Annotated in this window: 12 protein-coding genes; 3 read left to right on the top strand and 9 right to left on the bottom strand. The window is 29.1% G+C overall.

The features are described 5' to 3' along the window. The first annotated feature begins 20 nt into the window (after positions 1–20). The 3 genes from uvrA to lon all read left to right on the top strand — a co-directional run bounded on the left by uvrA (position 21) and on the right by lon (position 7,438). A complete protein-coding gene (uvrA, locus tag KE631_RS01310) occupies positions 21–2,939 on the top strand; it encodes an excinuclease ABC subunit UvrA (RefSeq protein ID WP_212509079.1) in 2,919 nt (972 codons plus the stop codon). Between the two features lie 744 nt (positions 2,940–3,683). Beyond that, positions 3,684–4,976, top strand: a complete 1,293-nt coding sequence (tig, locus tag KE631_RS01305) for a trigger factor (protein WP_212509078.1) — start codon at positions 3,684–3,686, stop codon at positions 4,974–4,976. A gap of 86 nt (positions 4,977–5,062) precedes the next feature. Further along, a complete protein-coding gene (gene lon, locus KE631_RS01300) occupies positions 5,063–7,438 on the top strand; it encodes an endopeptidase La (protein ID WP_212509077.1) in 2,376 nt (791 codons plus the stop codon). Positions 7,439–7,593: 155 nt separating this feature from the next. Here lon and KE631_RS01295 read toward each other — a convergent pair whose 3' ends face one another. From KE631_RS01295 to whiA, 9 genes are all read right to left on the bottom strand, one after another. Next, the gene (locus KE631_RS01295) at positions 7,594–8,970 is read right to left on the bottom strand and encodes a TldD/PmbA family protein (RefSeq protein WP_212509076.1); all 1,377 of its coding nucleotides are present in this window, start codon (positions 8,968–8,970) and stop codon (positions 7,594–7,596) included. Beyond that, entirely contained in the window at positions 8,967–10,346 is a 1,380-nt protein-coding gene (locus KE631_RS01290) for a TldD/PmbA family protein (protein ID WP_212509075.1), read from the bottom strand. Before KE631_RS01290 ends, KE631_RS01295 begins: the two co-directional genes overlap by 4 nt. Before the next feature lie 818 nt (positions 10,347–11,164). After that, complete coding sequence (gene lepA / locus KE631_RS01285) at positions 11,165–12,982, bottom strand: translation elongation factor 4 (protein WP_212509074.1); 1,818 nt, start codon at positions 12,980–12,982, stop codon at positions 11,165–11,167. Between the two features lie 532 nt (positions 12,983–13,514). Then, positions 13,515–14,330 carry a hypothetical protein gene (locus KE631_RS01280; protein WP_212509073.1) on the bottom strand — a complete coding sequence of 272 codons (816 nt, stop codon included), beginning with the start codon at positions 14,328–14,330 and terminating at the stop codon, positions 13,515–13,517. A gap of 440 nt (positions 14,331–14,770) precedes the next feature. Continuing rightward, positions 14,771–15,220, bottom strand: coding sequence for a transcription antitermination protein NusB (locus KE631_RS01275; RefSeq protein ID WP_212509072.1), 450 nt, complete (start codon positions 15,218–15,220; stop codon positions 14,771–14,773). Between the two features lie 6 nt (positions 15,221–15,226). Further along, on the bottom strand, positions 15,227–15,835 hold the full coding sequence (locus KE631_RS01270) for a superoxide dismutase (protein WP_212509071.1): 609 nt from the start codon (positions 15,833–15,835) through the stop codon (positions 15,227–15,229). Between the two features lie 192 nt (positions 15,836–16,027). Next, positions 16,028–17,368, bottom strand: coding sequence for an FAD-dependent oxidoreductase (locus KE631_RS01265; RefSeq protein WP_212509070.1), 1,341 nt, complete (start codon positions 17,366–17,368; stop codon positions 16,028–16,030). A 143-nt stretch (positions 17,369–17,511) separates the two neighbouring features. Next, a complete protein-coding gene (gene acpS, locus KE631_RS01260; RefSeq protein WP_212509069.1) occupies positions 17,512–17,895 on the bottom strand; it encodes a holo-ACP synthase in 384 nt (127 codons plus the stop codon). A gap of 2 nt (positions 17,896–17,897) precedes the next feature. Then, the gene (gene whiA, locus KE631_RS01255; protein WP_212509068.1) at positions 17,898–18,932 is read right to left on the bottom strand and encodes a DNA-binding protein WhiA; all 1,035 of its coding nucleotides are present in this window, start codon (positions 18,930–18,932) and stop codon (positions 17,898–17,900) included. Positions 18,933–18,948: the final 16 nt, after the last annotated feature.

The following is an 18,948-nucleotide window of genomic DNA, read 5'->3' as shown; positions in this document are numbered from 1 at the left end:
AATATATTAAAGGAATTAAAATGAAAACCAATAAACATCAATTTATTAAAGTTCGCGGAGCTCGTCAAAATAATTTAAAAAATATTAATATTGATATTCCCAAAAATAAATTAGTTATTATAACAGGATTATCAGGTTCTGGCAAATCTTCTTTAGCTTTTGATACTTTATATCAAGAAGGAAAAAGAAGGTATGTAGAATCATTAAGTGCTTATGCTAGACAATTTTTAGGTAGTTTTGAAAAACCTGATGTAGATAGTATTGAAGGTTTGAGTCCTTCTATTAGTATTGACCAAAAAACAACTTCTAATAATCCTCGTTCTACTGTGGGAACTATTACAGAAATATATGATTATTTAAGATTAATTTATGCCAATATTGCAGTTCCTTTTCATCCTGAAAAAAATATTGTCTTAGAAAAACAAACCAAAGAACAAATGATTACTAAAACTAATCAAATATTTTCCAAGCAACTAATATTAATTCTTGCTCCTATAATTGAAAGAAAAAAAGGTACCCATCAAAAAACCTTAGAAGCTCTTGCCAAAGATGGTTTTAATAGAGTAATGATTAATGATACTATTTATTTAATGGATGAGATTCCTTCTTTATCAAAAAATCAATATCATAATATTTATGTAGTAATTGATCGTTTTGAAGTTAATTCAGATAATCAAACTCGTCTTTTTGAAGCCTTAGAACAAGCTCTAAATTTAGCTCAAGGAAAAGTTTTTATTATGAATTATCAAAATAAAAATAGTAATGATAGTAATAAGAATGAAAACAACAATAAAAACCATCAAATATTAAAACTAAATTGCAATTATCATTTAGAAGGCATTAATTTTGATATTCCCTTGCGCGAATCAAGACTTTTTTCATTTAATACTCCTTTAGGAGCTTGCCAAAGTTGTAAAGGTATTGGAAAAACAGCAGAAATTGATTGCGATATGATTCTAGATTATGAAAAACCATTAAATAAAGGTGCAATTTTAATTTTTAAAAGTAATAATGAATATAATAATTTTGCTAGCAAAGAACAAGAATTAAAAGCTGTATGCAATCATTATCAAATTGATATGACTGTTCCTTTAAAAAAAATAGATCCCCAAAAACTAAATATTATTCTTTATGGTTCGCCTGACCAAATTACTTTAACGCCTCCTTTGCGTTTTTCTCGTTTTTCCAAAAATACCACCACCAAAACTCCTAAATATGATTTTTTTGAAGGTATAGCTTCTATGCTTAAAAGACGTTTTGAAGAAACAACCAGCGAATGGCTCAAAAAATGGCTTTCTAATTATATGATGGAAAAAAAATGCAAAACATGCCAAGGACAAAGACTTAATCAAGGGGCTTTACTTTTTAAAATTAATAATAAAAATATTTATGAAATAACTGATTTATCAATTGAACAAACCCTTGCTTTTTTCCAAAATTTAGAATTGTCCAACGAAGAGACAAAAATTATTAATTTAGCTCTCAAAGAAGTTATCAATCGTCTTACTTTTTTACAAGAAATGGGGTTAGGATATCTTTCTTTATCGCGCAGTGGAGCAACTCTTTCGGGAGGAGAAGCACAAAGAATTAGACTTGTTACTCAAATTGGCTCCCAACTTTCAGGAGTACTTTATGTCCTTGATGAACCTTCCATTGGATTGCACCAAAAAGACAACGATCTTTTAATTAAATCACTTCAAAAAATGCGAGATTTAAGCAATTCTTTAATTGTAGTAGAACACGATCACGATACAATGCTTGCCTCTGATTATTTAATTGATATTGGTCCTCAAGCAGGCATTTTGGGAGGGAAAGTACAAGCTTTTGGCACACCCCAAGAAGTAATGCAAAACAAAAACAGCCTTACAGGAAAATACTTATCTAAACAAATCCAAATTACATTTCCCAAAACTAGAAGAAAAGGCAATAAAGATCATATTTTAGTTACCAAAGCTTCTAAAAATAATCTTAAATCAATTGATGTTTGCTTTCCTATGCAACAATTAATTGTAGTTACAGGCGTTTCTGGTTCGGGAAAATCTACTTTAGTAAATGATGTTTTACTTGATTGTTTACAACAAAAATACAGCAAAAAAAACAAAACTCAACAAAAAGATTTTAGTCATTTAGTAAACGATTTTAACAAAGTCAAAAAAATAGTTGAAATTTCACAAGACCCAATTGGTAAAACTCCTCGCAGCAATCCCCTTACTTATACTGGTGTTTTTGATGAAATTAGAGAACTTTACTCCAAAACTAAAGAAGCCCAAATGAAAGGTTATCAAAAAGGGCGTTTTTCTTTTAACGTTAAAGGCGGTAGATGTGAGGCTTGTAGTGGCGATGGAGTTAAAAAAATATCTATGCATTTTTTACCAGATGTCTATGTTATGTGCGAAGCTTGTAAAGGAACTCGTTATCAAAAAGAAACTTTAAGCATCAAATACAAAGATAAAACTATTGCAGATATTCTTGCTATGAGTGTTGAAGAAGGGGTTTTATTTTTCCAAAATCATCCCAAAATTAAACATCAATTAGAAATTTTACAAAATGTAGGGCTTGGCTACATTAAATTAGGACAGTCCTCGCCAACTTTATCCGGAGGAGAAGCCCAACGAGTTAAATTAGCAAGCGAACTACACAAAAAAGTTATTCCAGGTGCTTTGTATATTTTAGATGAACCTACCACAGGACTTCATTCAGAAGACGTTAGACAATTGCTTAAAGTTCTTCATCAAATGACAGATCAAAAAGCTACTATTGTTGTAATTGAACATAATTTAGATGTAATTAAAAATGCTGATTATATCATTGATTTAGGTCCTGAAGGAGGAGCTTGTGGCGGATATGTAGTTGCAACAGGAACCCCAGAACAAGTAAGCCAAAATGAAAAAAGTTATACTGGTAAATATTTAAAAAAGATTCTTAACGAAGAAAAATAAATCCAAAATTTAAAGATGAAATCAAACTTTTAATTTAGATAAATCCCAACTAACTACATCCTAAACATTGGACTAATTAAAATCAATTTAACAATTTAAAAAACTAATATTTAAGTAAAATTGCAAAATGGGCAAAAACAAAAACCACTTTTAAACTCACACCAACCAAACAATTTTAGGAAATATTTTGTCCTTCTACAAAAAAATATTTTAATTACAACCTCACCAAAAAACCATTTAATCAGAAAGCAAAAATTACTAATAATTTCAAGAAATATTTAGTTATTATGGTATAATAAATAGTAGGAAAGAAAAGTAATTTACACAATTACAAAATTTATAAATGACAATTATTTTTCTACCACAAAATATTTATAAAAAAGATTAAATGAATTAAAAAAAGCTAAAAAATTAAACTAAATAAAACCGCGAACCCAAAAAACAACTTTTAATTTAGTTAAAAAACTTAATTATAAATTAGTTGCCAAATTGTAAAACAAAAAAGCAAAAACCCAACTTGTTTCCCCAAAAAACAATTAACACTAATTTAATTGGAATTTGCTTATATAATCAATATATAAATGAAAAAACTCATAATTATTTGCAACTATTTGCACCAATCAAACCAAATAACCCCCCAACAACAATATTTTTTAGTTTTTATTGATGCTTCATAATCAAAATAAATAACACCCCAAAACATAAAACAAACCCCAACAAACCAAAAAGGAAAAGATATTAAAAATGGAAATTAAAAAAATCAACGATCAAAAAGTACAATATTTTTTTGAAGTTTCTTCAAAGGAATTAGAAACCCAACTGGCTAGTGCTTATGAAAAAATTAAACCAAAAGTAGAAATTAAAGGTTTTAGAAAAGGGCACGTTCCAAGAAAAATTTTTGAAAATCGTTTCGGTAAAGACAATTTATACTCCGATGCATTAGAAAATATCGTGCAAACCAAATATCAAGAAGTCCTACAAAAAAAAGATTTCGAAAGTATGGGAATGCCTCAAGTAATTGATTTAGACGAAAAAAAACTTAAAGATAATCAAAATTTTACTTTCGGACTGGAATTTATCGTTAAACCTAAAGTTACTTTAAAAAAATATTTAGGGTTAGAAATTACAAAAGACGATCTTGAAGTAACAGATTGTGAAGTGGAAGAAAAAATAAATTCCTTATTAGAAAAACAAACAACTTTGGAACCCAAAACCCAAAAAGTCGTTTTGGAATTAACAGACAATGCTATTTTTGATTTTGAAGGCTTTGTTGATGGCAAACCTTTTGAAGGCGGCACTGCCAAAGATTTTAGTTTAGAAATTGGCTCTGGTCAATTTTTACATGGTTTTGAAGACCAAATGTTAGGGATGAAACAAGGACAAACCAAAGACATTCATATCACTTTTCCAAGCGATTACCACCAAAAAAGTTTAGCTAATCAAAAAGCTGTTTTTAAAGTAACTCTACACCAAATCAAAACTAAAAAAATACCTCAACTAACAGATAATTTGGTAAAATCACTTAAACTTGCCAATGCTTCAACCGTAGAAGAATTAAAAAACAACACTAAACAAACTCTTTTAGCTCAAAAAAAACACAAAGACAAAGAAAACGTTGAAAAACAAGTAATAGAACAATTAGTTAAAAATTCCGAATTAGAAATTCCTCAAGAAATTATTTCCCAAGAACAAATCCGCCTCCAAAAAGAATTTGAAGCACGATTAAAACAACAAAATTTAACTTTGGAACAATACAAACAATATTTAGGTATTGATGATGAAAAAATGGAAAAAGAATTCAGCCAACAAGCACAAAAAAACCTCCAATATCAACTTATTATGGAACAAGTTGCAGCCCAAGAAAAACTAACTATTTTCCAAGAAAAAATCGAACAACAATACCAAAACTTAAGTAACCATTACAAAGTTCCAGTTAACCATATCAAACAAAACCTTCCTGAAAAAAACCTAAAACATTCTCTTTTGATGGATGAAGCCTTAGAACTTGTTATTAATAAAGCTGTTGTTGCTAAATAAAATTTATCACCCCACCAAAAAATCACTCCACAACTTAAAAATGAAAAAGTTTAAAAGTTAAAAAAATATCAAAAGGATGAAAATATATGAAAACCAAAAGCAAAAAATTAAAATCCGATCTTTCTATGGATGCATTTGAAGATATTTTTCAAGAAATTCCTGAACAACTTCCAGTTGTAGTTATCAGCGAAGTAATGCCTATTCCAAATGTTGATTTTCGTATTGAAGTATCAGACAATTCTTATTTAAAAGCTTTAAAAGAATCAGAAACTAACGCAAATTCTTTTGTTATTCTTTTAACTCAAAAAGATTTATCACCCAACAAACCCAAACTAACTAATCTTCAACGTTACGGTGTATTGGCACAAATAATTACCAAAGTAAAAATCCCTCACGGCGATTTTAAAGTGAGATTTCGCATTTTACAAAGAGTAAAAATTGATAAATTTTTGCAAAAAGAACCTTTTTTAAAAGCCTCATATGAAAAAGTCAACACCATTTATGGAAACGTTGAAGAAGAAAAAGCCTTAATCAAGCTCGTTATAGAAAAAATTATGGACAAACCTTTTCAACTGCTTGTTCAAAACACCAATAATTTTTTAGATATCATCAAAACAGAACCAGAAACAGAAAATATCACTGATATCATTGTTTTTAATTTAAAAATCGATGATTTAGATAAATATAAATACCTTAAAGAAGCTCACCTTAATAAAAGAATTTTTTATATTCTTCAAGACATCCAAAGCTTACTTATAGGACTTGATTTAGAACAAAAAATCAATGAAAAAGTAAAACAAAGTATTGATGAAAACCAAAAAGAATTTTATTTAAGAGAAAAAATGAAAGCGATTCAACTAGAATTAGGGGACAAAGCCAAAAAGGAAGAAGAAATTGCAGAATTGCGCAATAAAATCAAAAAAACTCCTTTACCTCCTGAAATCAAAAAAAAAGCTTTACAAGAATTATCACGTTACCAATCATCATCATCTTTAATGGCAGAATCTTTTGTAATTAAAAATTATCTTGATTTTTTACTGGAATTACCTTGGGGCAAAACCAGCCAAGATGAAAACGATTTAGTTGCCATTGAAAAATCCTTAAATAACCAACATTACGGACTTGAAAAAGTCAAAGAACGTATTTTAGAATATGCAGCAGTCAAAATAATGACTAAGAAAAACCCTCAAAATATTTTATGTCTTGTAGGTCCTCCAGGAGTGGGGAAAACCTCACTTGCTTCTTCTATTGCCAAAGCTTTAGGACGCCAATTTGTCAGACAATCCTTAGGCGGTTTAAAAGAAGAATCAGAAATTAGAGGCCACAGAAGAACTTATATTGGAGCTATGCCTGGACGCATTCTTGCAGGCATTAGAGACGCCAAAACAGTTAATCCTGTCTTTTTATTAGACGAAATTGACAAACTAGTAGCCAATTATAACTTTGATCCTGCGTCAGCTTTATTAGAAGTCCTTGACCCACAACAAAATATTAATTTTATGGATCATTTTTTATCCGAACCATTTGATTTATCCCAAGTATTATTTATCACCACTGCCAATTACCTTGACAATGTTCCCGAAGCTTTAAAAGACCGTATGGAAATTATCGAAGTAAGTTCTTACACTGAAAAAGATAAAATTAACATCGCTTCTAAATATCTTTTAAAAAAACAACTCAAAAATCACGGAATCACTGACACAAATTTAGTTATTGACAATGATACTATCCTTTATTTAATTAGACATTACACCAAAGAAGCAGGAGTAAGAGAGTTAGATAGAATCCTTGCAGAACTAGCTAGAAAAACAGTTAAAGAATGTTTAATTACCAAAAAAGAACAAGTAATTATTACTCCTCAAAACGTTACTAAATACTTAGGTAAAGAAAAATACCTACATCTTTTAGATGAACAAAAAGAAAAAATAGGATCCACTAACGGACTTGCCTATACTTATTTTGGAGGCGATTTGCTTCCAGTAGAAGTTACTTATTACAAAGGTAAAGGACAATTAGTCCTTACAGGTAAATTAGGAGAAGTCCTTAAAGAAAGTGCTTATACTGCTTTAAGTTTCATCAAAGCTAACTGTCAAAATTTAGGAATTGATGCCAATATTTTTGTAGAAAACGATTTTCATATTCATCTTCCAGAAACAGCCATTCCTAAAGATGGTCCTTCAGCTGGAATTACTATTGCTACTTCCCTTGTCTCTGCAATTACCCAAAAATATGTTAAAAAAGGTTTGGGAATGACAGGAGAAATTACTTTACGAGGCAATATTTTAGCTATCGGAGGCTTAAAAGAAAAAGCTATTGCTGCTAATCGTAGCGGTCTTGACACTATTTTTATTCCTCAAGAAAATATCAAAGATATTGAAGATATTCCTGAAGAAGTAAGAACTAAATTAAATATTATTCCTGTATCAAACATTTCTGATGTTTTTTCGCAAGTATTTGTTTGATTAAGATATAAAAAACACCATCTTAAAGATGGTGTTTTTTGTTTTTATACATAATTAAAAAGTTTTCAAAACTTCAATTATTATTTTAATATTTATTTTTTTCGATAAAAATTACAAAATAATAAAGGGGCAAAAAATCATTTACAAAGAAAAATTTACTTTCCTCCAATATTTAAATCCCCTACATAAACGCTAGAACTACCAAATCCTGAAGTTTGAAATTCAAAATCATTAGCAATGGTGTCTACATTTTTAAGAATATCAAAAAAATTACCAGAAACAACAATCATTTTAACAGGAGTTGTAACTTTACCTTTTTCAATTCTAAAACCACTAGCTTGTAGGCTAAAATCTCCACTAACAGTTTTAATTCCTGCATGCATCCCTACTAAATCAGTAATATAAATACCATTTTGAATAGGTTCAATCATTTCTGAAAAACTTTTTTTGCCAGGCACCAAATAACAATTAATCATAGAAGTACTGCCATCAAAACCGTTTCCAGTTGGAGTTTGTTTAAAAATGCGAGCAGTTTTTAAGTTGTGGATAAATCCTTGAAAAACTCCTTTAGTAATAATGGGTTTGGTTTGGCAAGCTACTCCTTCATCATCAAATTTTTCTTTAAAATAAGCACCATCGTTTAAAGGATCATCAATAATACTAACTTTTTCAGAAGCAATTAAACAATTAACTTTATCTTTTAATTTAGTTAAGTTGCGATAAGCACTTGTACCAGTAAAAATATCGCTGAAACTTTCCAAAAGGTCTGCAAACATTTCATTAGAAAAAATAACTGGATATTTTTGAGATACCAAAGATTTAGCTCCTAATTTTTTTTCGCCCATCTCAACAATTTCAGTACCTAATTTAACAGGATTGAAGGTTACAAAATCCTTAGCTAAAATACTTTTGCCATAACTTTCAATTTCGCCTTCTTTTTGAAAAACCGCAGAAGCATACAAATAAGCAAAGCTGTTTTGGTGCGATAAATTGAGCCCTTTGGAATTTAATAATGTTTTTTTATGACAAACTTCTTGGTAAATAATCCCATTAGTAGCTTGCAAATGGGAACTTTGCAACATTGTTTTTTCTAACTGCAACAACAAATTTTGTTTTTGTTCTAATGGAACTTGTCCAAAATCAAAGTTATTTTCCAATACTTCAGGATAACTGGAAGATCCTTCAAAAATAAGAGCAGGTTCTTTAGAAGTAATTGTTTGGCAATTTTCTTTGAGGGTTTCAAAAGCATTATCAAAAGCGCTGTCAGTTAATTGTTCTAAAACAATAGAAGTTTTTTTATTGGCAAAAATACCTCTTATAACTGCAGAAGCAACATCGCTCCAAACACAAGCATCTATTTTGCCTTTATCCAAAGATAGTTTAAAAGTTTGACTTTCATGAATTGCAATTTCTAATGCTTCAAAACCTTGTTGCATTCCTTTTTCTAACCATTTTTTATAATTGTTAGGAGTGGGGTTTGTGTGAGTGGTTTGGCTTTGGGGTTTTGGGGTTTTAGTTACGTCTTTTATCATTTTTGATTTCCTCCTACAATCATTTCTTTTACTCTAATAGTGGGTTGTCCTACATCAACTGGTAGAGAACCAGAACAAGAACCACACATTCCTTGACCTAAAACTAAATCATTGGCAACACGGTCAATTTTAAATAAAATATCTGCTCCATGACCAATTAACATCGCTCCTTTAACATGGGTTGTTAATTTACCATTTTCGATTAAATAGCCTTCATTAACTACAAAATTAAATTCTCCAGTAGCAGGAACAACTGTTCCACCACCTAGACTTTTAGCATAAAGACCGTAAGGAGTATCTGCAATAATTTGTTCGGGCGTTTCTGTGCCTTTTTCGATGTAGGTGGAATTCATGCGCGAAGTAGGAGAGTATTTATAAGATTGTCTACGTGAAGAACCGGTAGATTGCATCTTCATTTTGCGTCCGTTTCTAAAATCAATTAAATAACCTTTAAGGATACCTTTTTCAATTAAAAGATTTTTTTGGGTGGGATTTCCCTCGTCATCAAAATTAAGACTGCCCCAAGACGCTTTAATAGTTCCATCATCATAAGCAGTTACAACTTCAGAAGCAACTTTTTGATTTAATTTATTACAAAAAGGAGAAAGGCCTTTAGCAACTGCAGTAGCTTCAAGGGGATGTCCGCAAGCCTCATGGAAAATAACGCCTCCAAAACCATGATTAATTACAACTGGCATAGTTTGAGGTTTTAAAGATTTAGCATCTAATAAAGCAACTGCTTGTTTTGCTACTTGTTTGGCAATTGTTTCTAAATCAATTACATCCAAGAATTCCAATCCCATTGCGCGTCCAGGACCTTCAAAGGCTTCTTGCATTTCTTGTCCTCTTTGTGCAACTACTACAAGCCCACATCTAATATAATTGCGTGTGTCATTTTGATAAACTCCTAAAGTATTAGCAATTAAAACATGTTGTTCTTTTTGGTTTAAAGAGGTGATGGATTGAATAATTTGAGGATCATAATTTTGAATAATAGCCGATAATTTAAGTAATTTTTGGGCTTTTTGTTCTTGAGTCATGCTGTTATAAGGTTTTTGGATAGTATTTTTTAGGGGTTTTTTGGTTTGCAAGGCAATAACTTTATTTGCTTTTCCTTGAAAAGATTTTTTTAATTTTAAAAGCAAGGATAAAACATTTTGATAATCAGTTTTATTGGTATAGCCATAAACTTCATCAAAGCCTTTTAATAAGCGAATTCCTACTCCAAAAGTATTAGAAGTATCAGCAGAAACTACATCTTTGCCAATTACTTTAAGGGTATGAGAATAAGCATTTTCAAAAAATAATTCTGCAAAATCAGCTCCCTTATCTAAAGATAAATTTAGAATTTTTTGAATATCTTCTTTATTTAACATCAAATAATATATCTCCTTTATATTGTTTGTAAATCTCTTTTATTTTATCATTTTTTTAAGCTTTTTAAGCATATTATATAAAAGTTTTCCAAATGAATTTATTATTGTTTTGTTAATTTGTTTGTTTTTATATGTTATAATAAAATACACAATTAAAGAGGAGCATATAAAAGCATAAAAACGTTGAAATAAGTATTTTTAATTCGTTTATTGCATTTCATCATCAAAATATTAACTTAAAAAACTTGATATAATATAAATATTTATTTTTAAAATCATTATAATATTATAAAAAGAAAAGAGGCAAGTAAATGTTTAGAATCAAATTTATTATTTTTAAACTAGAATTAGATAAACAAGGAAGAAAGCAAATAGATTTTTGGAAAACTCAAATTAGAAATATTTTTAATTTCCTTTTCTTTTTGGTAATTTTGTTATCTTCGGGGTTTATTTCATTTCATATAGATAGTATTTTAAAACAAAATACCACATTACACCCTTTAATGAAAAATTTTCTTATTATGGTTAAATTATTTTTTTGGATATGTGCACTTTTATCCCTTCCATTTGTTTTTTGCTCGTTTTTGGATGGGTGTAGATAGTATGAAAGGAAGAACATTTAGCCAATTAATTTTAAGTAAAATATATTCAAAACCACAAATTGCTCCTAATGGTAAAAATAATCAATCCAAAAATAATACAAATACCCCCAAAAAATAATAAAAATAAATATAAATGTCAACAATAAATAAAACAAAAACTCCTTATATATTATAAGGAGTTTTTTCAATATTCTTTTATATCTTTGAAACAAATAATTATTTAGTAGCAAGAATAGCAAGAAAGGCTTTTTGAGGTAATTGCACTTTTCCTAATGTTTTCATTTTCTTTTTACCTTTTTTTTGTTTCTCTAATAATTTCTTTTTACGAGTAACATCGCCTCCATAAAGTTTAGCTGTTACATCTTTACGCATAGCTTTGATAGTTTGTCTGGCAATAATTTTTTTACCCAAAGCTGCTTGAATAGGAATTTCAAACATTTGTTTAGGAATAAACTCTTTTAAAGTCTCACAAATAGCCTTTCCTCTTTCATAGGCAAAATCATGATGAACAATTAAAGATAGAGCATCAACAATTTCTCCATTTAATAAAATATCCATTTTTTGTAATTTAGAAACACGATATTTATCTATTTCATAATCAAAAGAAGCATAGCCTTTGGTTAATGATTTTAACTTATCAAAATAACTATAAATAATTTCTGAAAAAGGCAGCAAATAATTAATCATTACTCTTTGACTATCAATATATTCAATATTTTGAAGGGCTCCTCTTTTGTTTTGGGAAAGCTCCATTACTTTACCAATATAGATTTCAGGACACATAATAGTAGCTTTAATGAAGGGTTCTTCAATGCGGTCAATCATTTGAGTGGATGGAAGTTTGGAAGGATTATCAACTAAAAGTTTTTCTCCTTTGATAGAATAAACATGATAAATAACAGAAGGAGCAGTAGCAATTACTTCTACTCCAAATTCGCGACTAATTCTTTCTTGAATAATTTCCATATGCAAAAGTCCCAAAAACCCAGTTCTAAAACCAAGTCCCAAAGCATTAGAACTTTCAGGTTCAAAAATTAAGGAAGAATCGTTGAGTTTTAGTTTTTCCAAAGCTTCTTTAAGGATGTTATATTTATTAGTTTCGACAGGATAAAGTCCACAAAAAACTACTGAATTCATTTGTTTGTATCCCGGTAAAGGTAGCAAAGCTTGATTGGTTTGCGAAGTAATGGTGTCTCCAACTCTTACATGATTAATACTTTTAATAGCAGCAGTAAGATAACCTACATCACCTGGTGCCAAAAAATCTTTTACAATTTGTTTGGGATTATAAACTCCTACTTCAACTACTTCATAAACACTATTACTTGCCATAAAACGAATTTGATCGCCTTTTTTAACTGTGCCATTGACGATTCTAATGGAAGGTACAACTCCTTTATAAGAATCAAAATAAGAATCAAAAATTAAGGCTTGCAAGGGCTTTTGAATGTCTCCTTGAGGAGGTGATATTCTAGTTACTATTTGTTCCAAAATATCAATGACTCCAAGCCCTGTTTTTCCACTTGCAATTAAGGCTTGTTCAGGGTCAAGTCCCAAAATTTCTTTAATTTCTTCTTTAACTTTAGGAACATCTGCGCTTGGCAAATCCACTTTATTCAAAACAGGAATAAGGGTTAAATTGTTATCAACAGCTAAATAAACGTTGGCAAGAGTTTGGGCTTGAATGCCTTGGGAAGCATCAATAATTAAAAGAGCACCTTCGCAAGCTGCCAAAGAACGCGATACTTCATAACTAAAATCAACGTGTCCCGGTGTGTCAATCAAATGCATAATATAATTTTTGCCATCTTTGGACTTGTAGTTAATTTCTACAGCATTTAATTTAATAGTAATTCCGCGCTCGCGTTCTAAGTCCATGGAATCCAAAATTTGTTCTTTCATTATTCTTTTGTCAATTGTGCCTGTAAATTCTAAAATACGGTCGGCCAAAGTTGATTTACCGTGGTCAATGTGGGCGATAATGGAAAAATTACGTATGCGTTTTTGCCTTTCTTTTAATTGTTCTATGTTCATTTTTTGTTTATTTCCTTTATATTTTGGTTGATTGGTTTTAGTTTGATTTTGTGGGTTTTAATGTGGTTTGTGCTTGGTAGAATTAATTTTTATGATTTTTATTGGTTTTTGATTGTGAAATGATATTTTATAGTTATTATTTTTTTGGTTATTGGGTTTGGTAGTTTGTTAAGGTTGTTTTATTCTTTTTTAAGTTTTTTAAAATAACTATTATAAATCATTGTAAAGTTAAATTATTTAATATCTAATTCAAAATTTATTATAACAAAAAAATAGTTTCTAAGTACAAAATTAGTGTTTTTTTGTAATTTTAAAGTTATTAAAGTTATAAATTATGTTAAAATCCAATTAAATCACATTTTTATTTTGACAAAAAAATTATAAAATAAGAATAAATAAGTAGTATAGCAAGCAAAATTATAATAAATAATTAGCAAAAAAGACCAACTTAAAGTCGATCTTAATTTGTTTTTAATTTGAAAATATGGCAAGTTTTAAATATTTTGAAAAGTATTGGAACTAACTAAATAATTTATTGTTCAGTTTCTTTGGAATTTTTTGAAGGTGAATTGGGGATGAATTTATCTATAAATTCTTCGGTAAGCATTAAGGCATTTTGAGGACTTATAGGTTTGTTAAGTGTAGGATGGTATTTTTCCTTACCTGGTTTAAATAAATGATATTTTTTGTAAATGTTAGTCATTTTTGGGCTTCTCCAAAAAAAATAAATATTTTGGCTTTCATTTTTCATTTGTAAAATATCATCTAAAGTGTATTTGTTCCAATCACTAATATCAAACTTATCAAAAGGAGATTCAAAATAAATCCCTACTAAATCTAAAGGAGGAGTTTTGATTCCTGTCATAACGCTATATAAAAAAGCGCCTGCAAGATCTTGTCCATTAAATGAAGGGAAACAAGCTACCCAACCATCATATTGAGGTTGTATTTTGTAGATAATTTTATGCATTAAAGTAGGTTTTAGATTTTCCATATAAACATGGGTTTCAGAATTTTTAAGTGTGCCATCTTGCATAAATTCACTATCAGGCACTATAAAATGATAATGTTTTTTGTCATTTACTGTTTGAATATAAAGAGGTAGTGTTTCTTTTCCTTGTTGTAATTCTTGTGTTTTTGGTTTTGTCAAATTGGGAGTTTTGACGAAATTTTGTTGATTGGGTTTTTGGGTTTGGTTGTTAGTTAATTGTATTTTTTCTGATGATCTAAAGGTTGAATGTCTTTTTTGTAAACTTAATATTAATAACAATAATACTAATATTATTGATGAAATAACACATAAAAAAGGCACTAATTTATATTTTTGATTAAATAATTTAATATTCAAAATATTTGTTTCCTTAATAAAAAATAAAATAATAGGGTTAAATGAATACCAAATAATTATTTTATTGTAGTTTTTTTAACTGCTCAAGCTAAAGTTTTTTGAATGTTTCTGTAATTACAAAGATTTAAGGAGGATATCTATATTTTTTTAATTTGGCAAGTTTGTTTTTTGCTACTGTTATCAAATCAAAAAAATTATTATAAAAATGAGCCATTAATTATGCTTTCTAAAGAAAAAAGAATTTTTACTAAACTTGTTATTTTAAAAGTTTTTTAAAACGATCTAAAATTGGTGTTTTGTTTTGCTGAGATGTTAATTATTTTATTGTTGTTGTTTTTATTTTTTTGGTATAGAATTATTGTAAATTTTTCATAATTATTTAAGGTATGCTATCAAATAAAATAAAAAAAGACCTTTCAATTAGAAAAGTCTTTAAAAAATTATTTATTATTTGGGTATTTTTTCAATTCAATTAGGTAATAAGTTTTTTTATACATTTGTAATTGTTGATATATTTGATCTAATAATTTATTGTTGAATTTATGTTGTTTTTCATCGTTTAAATTGCAGAATTGTTTGGTAAGTTCTATTGCCTCGTCGATTATAATGGCATGAGAAATGTTTGTTTCTAACAATTCATAAGTAGCTAAGCGAATGATTGCTTTGTCTACTTTGTTAAGGCGATTTATTTTATAATCATATAAACTTTTTGTGATGATTTCATCAATAAATTTAAGTTTGGTGATGATTTTTTGAAAAAAAGTAAAAATGGGATTGGGATTTGTTTGTGACAAAGTCAAATTATTTTGGTAAAAATCATATTGATATAATAATTTCATCATTTCAATTCGTAATAACCGTGATTCTTTTTTATTTTGAGGATGTTTCATGGTAAATTATTTTAATGTTTGAGTAAGGTTATTTTTTACTTTTTCCCAGTCTAAGACACTAAAAAAAGCTTCAATATAATCAACTCTACGATTTTGATAACTTAAATAATAAGCATGTTCCCAAACATCTAGACCCAAAAGAGGAGTTCCTTGGTTTAGAACTACATCTTGATTAGGAGTAAAAGTAATTGCAAGTTTTTGTTGTGGAGTTAATACAAGCCAAGCCCAACCGCTTCCAAAAATGGTTTTAGCAGCATTAGCAAATTTGTCTTTGAAAGAATCTATAGAACCAAATTCGCAGTCAATCATTTCTTTTAATAATCCTTGAGGAGTATTGCCATTATTTACTTTTAGAATGTTCCAAAAAAAAGAATGATTAAAATGTCCGCCACCATTATTTCTAACTGTTTGTCTAATATCTTGTGGTACTAACGATAAATCAGTTAGCATTTGTTCCAAAGATAAATTTAGTTGAGGGTGTTTTTTGAGAGCATCATTAAGGTTATTAATGTATGTTTGATGGTGTTTGAGATGATGTAATTGCATAGTTTGAGTATCAAAAAAAGGTTCTAAAGCATCATATTGATAAGGAAGAGAAAGTAGAGTAAAGTTCATTTGTTTGCTCCTTTAATGGTTAATGAAAAGATTTTTTGGGGGGTAGTGTTGGAATGAGGGGTTAATTGTGATAAAATGGAATAAAAAAACACTGTTTGTAATTATAACAAACAATGTTTTGTTGTGTTTTTGTCTTTTGTGTTTTTTTATCTAATTTATTTTGTCGCGCATTTGGTAGTTTACAAATAGTTATTAAGATTTAACTTCTAAAGCCTTAAGTCCTGCTAAATTGAGTAATCCCCAAGGTTTGTTGAAATGGGGTTGGAAGAAAAAGTCAACAAAAGCAAGTTGTTCTACTGTCATTTGGTTTTGCATACAAACACTTAAAGTATTCATTTTTTCAGTTAAATCAACGCGAGAAACAATTTGTCCTCCCAAAATTTTACGAGTTTCTTTGTCAAAAACAAGCTTTAACATTACAGCATCATAATCAGGCATAAATTCAGGTCTATTAGCATCTTTGATTGTAACAGTACCATAGTTTTTACCTAAAGCTTTGGCTACATTTTCAGTAAGTCCTGTTGAAGAAATACTCAAATCAATAATTTTAATGCCACTTGTTCCTTGAGTTCCTAAATATTTTACGCAAGGTTTTTCAATGTTAAGTCCTACAAGTGTTCCCATTCTAATAGCATTAGTTGCTAAAGGCATGTATTTTACTTCTTGGGTAGGGTTGTAATAAACGTTAACACAATCACCACAAGCATAAACATCAGGGTCTGAAGTTTGCATATATTCGTTAACAACTAAAGCACCATTAAAGGATGTTTCGAGATGATGAGCAAATAATTGAGTGTTGGGTTTAAAGCTGATACACATAATTACCATTTCGGTCTCAAAGGTGTTTTTATCAGTTTTTACATGAGTCACTAAGCCGTCCTTAGTTTCGAATCCTGCTATTTTTTGTCCTAATGCTAGTGTAACTCCGTGGTCAGTTAAGGTTTTTTGAGCTACATCTGTAAATTCTTTGTCTAAATATTTAGACATAATTCTATCTTCTGCGTCTACTAAAACTACTTCTTTTTTTTGTACCGCAAATGCTTCAGCTAACTCAATTCCGATATAGCCAGCGCCTACTACTGTGATTTTATTAACGTTTTTGCTGTAATTAATAATACCTTTGGCATGATCAAAGTTTTTAGACATTAAAATATTTTTGCAATCAATTCCTTTAATAGGAGGAATAACAGGCCAAGAACCAGTTGCAATTACTAATTTATCGTAGTTGTCTTTAAACTGTTTGCCAGTTTCTAAACTTTGAACTAAAACTTCTTTTTTGTCAAAATCTAGTTTTAATACTTCATGTTTAAGTTTGGTACAAACATCCATATTTACCAGTTCATCAGGATTTGAATAAAAAAGTCCTAGACTGTCTTTGATAACTCCTCCAACATACAAGGCAATTCCACAAGAAAGAAAAGAGATATTATCGTTTCTTTCATATACAACAACATCAGCTTTGGGATTGTTTTTTTTAATTGTTTTTACTGCAGCAGTTCCTGCATGAGTACAACCAACAACGATAACTTTCATATTTTTGTTATTAACTCCTTTGGATTTTTTCTTTGTTTTTTTTATTTAATTTTATTTTTGCTATACACTTTTAATTATACCTAAAAAACACTTGACAAAATAAATAAAATTGTAGGATAATCAAAAAAATAAAACGAATTTGATTATGGCGTGCTTTGTGGCAACTTTTTTACAATAACAAGGGCTAAGGCGTAATTATCGGTGTGAGTGATAGAAATTAAAATGGGGTTGAAAAAAGTGGTGCATGTGTTGTTTTTCACATAAGGAGCGCCGTTTTTGTCGTTAAGAATAGACCAGTTGCAATAGTTTTGGCAAGTAGGGTCGATTTTTTGGGGTGTTTGAAAAGCTTTAAAAAGAGCTTCTTTAGAAGCCCACCTTCCTGCTAAAAAGGTAAGTTGGCTTTGGGGATTTTGAATGATTTGATAAATTTGGTGTTCTTCTGAGGATAAAATCCTTGCTGCTAAAATGTCTTTGCCTATTTTTTTAATTTTTTTAATTTCAACTAAATCTATGCCGATATTTTCCATATTTATTTTTTTTCCTTAGATGGTGCCAAAATTTGGGGAGTTTCAATTTCACAAGCTAGTCTTTTGATTTTTTGAAAATAATAATTTAGTCCTGATTTAGTGATTTGTTGCTTGTGTTTGTGGTAATATTTTTGAGTTAATTCTTGTAAACTTGCATCAGGGTTTTCTTTTCTTAATAACATAATTTGCAATAATTTAGGTTCAAGGTTGGGAAGTTGTTTTTGGGATTTTTCATTTTTGGGATTTTTCATTTTTAAGTTCGTGTTTTTGGGTTTGAGATTTGGGGTTTGAAAGTGTTTTTCAATCAAATTAATTTGTTGTAATTGTAAATTGGCAGAAGTAAGAATTTTTTTTTCATTTGAAATTTCAAAATTAATAGAGGATTTAATAATGTGGTTTAAGTCTTTTTGAATTATTGTTTTTTCGTATTGAAAAACTATTTCCAAAGCGCCGATTAACCTTAAAAAATCAATAATCATTTGAGATTCTTTCAAATAAACTAAAAAACCTTTTTTGTGATTAATTTGTTTGGCGTTAAGGCTGAAATGAAGCATCAAAGTTTTAATTAATTCAATTTTGTGGCGGTCTTTGTGAAAAAATTCTAGATGATAATTAGTTTTTTTGGGGTCGTTTGCAAAACCTATGCATAAAAAAATACCTCTTAAAAATGCTTTTTTGGCTTTTTGGCTTTTGAGCAAAGGTAAAAAATCGATTGGAGTTTGAGTAAAAAAATGATGTTTTTCTAAAATTAAGGGAATGTCTTTTTCAATTCCTACATGAATGCTTTTTAAATGTGGTAAATTATATTCTTTGCTAGTCATCAAAAAAGAGTTGGTATTAGGATAAAAAGTTTTGATTAAAATAAGGAAACGCCTAGCAATTTTGATACTTTTGGTTTGGAACCACAATAAAGTTTTTTGGTGGTTTTTTTCTAATTCACAGCCAAAATGTAATAAAGCTGTCAATTCAAAAAAATTTTCTATGGGTAAGAATTTTTGACAAGCAATTTCTTCTTTAATTTTAATGTTAAAAGACATTGGCACCTTCTTGGAT

It is taken from the genome of 'Santalum album' aster yellows phytoplasma (genome assembly GCF_018283495.1).
Taxonomy (GTDB): domain Bacteria; phylum Bacillota_I; class Bacilli_A; order Acholeplasmatales; family Acholeplasmataceae; genus Phytoplasma; species Phytoplasma asteris.
The sequence above is the reverse complement of the archived record's forward strand: the minus strand, read 5'-3'. Positions and strand labels throughout refer to the sequence as shown.

Coding starts and splice junctions, on each gene's coding strand:
- uvrA (WP_212509079.1), top strand. CDS start 21: ATGAAAACCAATAAACATCAATTTATTAAAGTTCGCGGAGCTCGTCAA.
- tig (WP_212509078.1), top strand. CDS start 3,684: ATGGAAATTAAAAAAATCAACGATCAAAAAGTACAATATTTTTTTGAA.
- lon (WP_212509077.1), top strand. CDS start 5,063: ATGAAAACCAAAAGCAAAAAATTAAAATCCGATCTTTCTATGGATGCA.
- KE631_RS01295 (WP_212509076.1), bottom strand. CDS start 8,970: ATGATAAAAGACGTAACTAAAACCCCAAAACCCCAAAGCCAAACCACT.
- KE631_RS01290 (WP_212509075.1), bottom strand. CDS start 10,346: ATGTTAAATAAAGAAGATATTCAAAAAATTCTAAATTTATCTTTAGAT.
- lepA (WP_212509074.1), bottom strand. CDS start 12,982: ATGAACATAGAACAATTAAAAGAAAGGCAAAAACGCATACGTAATTTT.
- KE631_RS01275 (WP_212509072.1), bottom strand. CDS start 15,220: ATGAAACATCCTCAAAATAAAAAAGAATCACGGTTATTACGAATTGAA.
- KE631_RS01270 (WP_212509071.1), bottom strand. CDS start 15,835: ATGAACTTTACTCTACTTTCTCTTCCTTATCAATATGATGCTTTAGAA.
- KE631_RS01265 (WP_212509070.1), bottom strand. CDS start 17,368: ATGAAAGTTATCGTTGTTGGTTGTACTCATGCAGGAACTGCTGCAGTA.
- acpS (WP_212509069.1), bottom strand. CDS start 17,895: ATGGAAAATATCGGCATAGATTTAGTTGAAATTAAAAAAATTAAAAAA.
- whiA (WP_212509068.1), bottom strand. CDS start 18,932: ATGTCTTTTAACATTAAAATTAAAGAAGAAATTGCTTGTCAAAAATTC.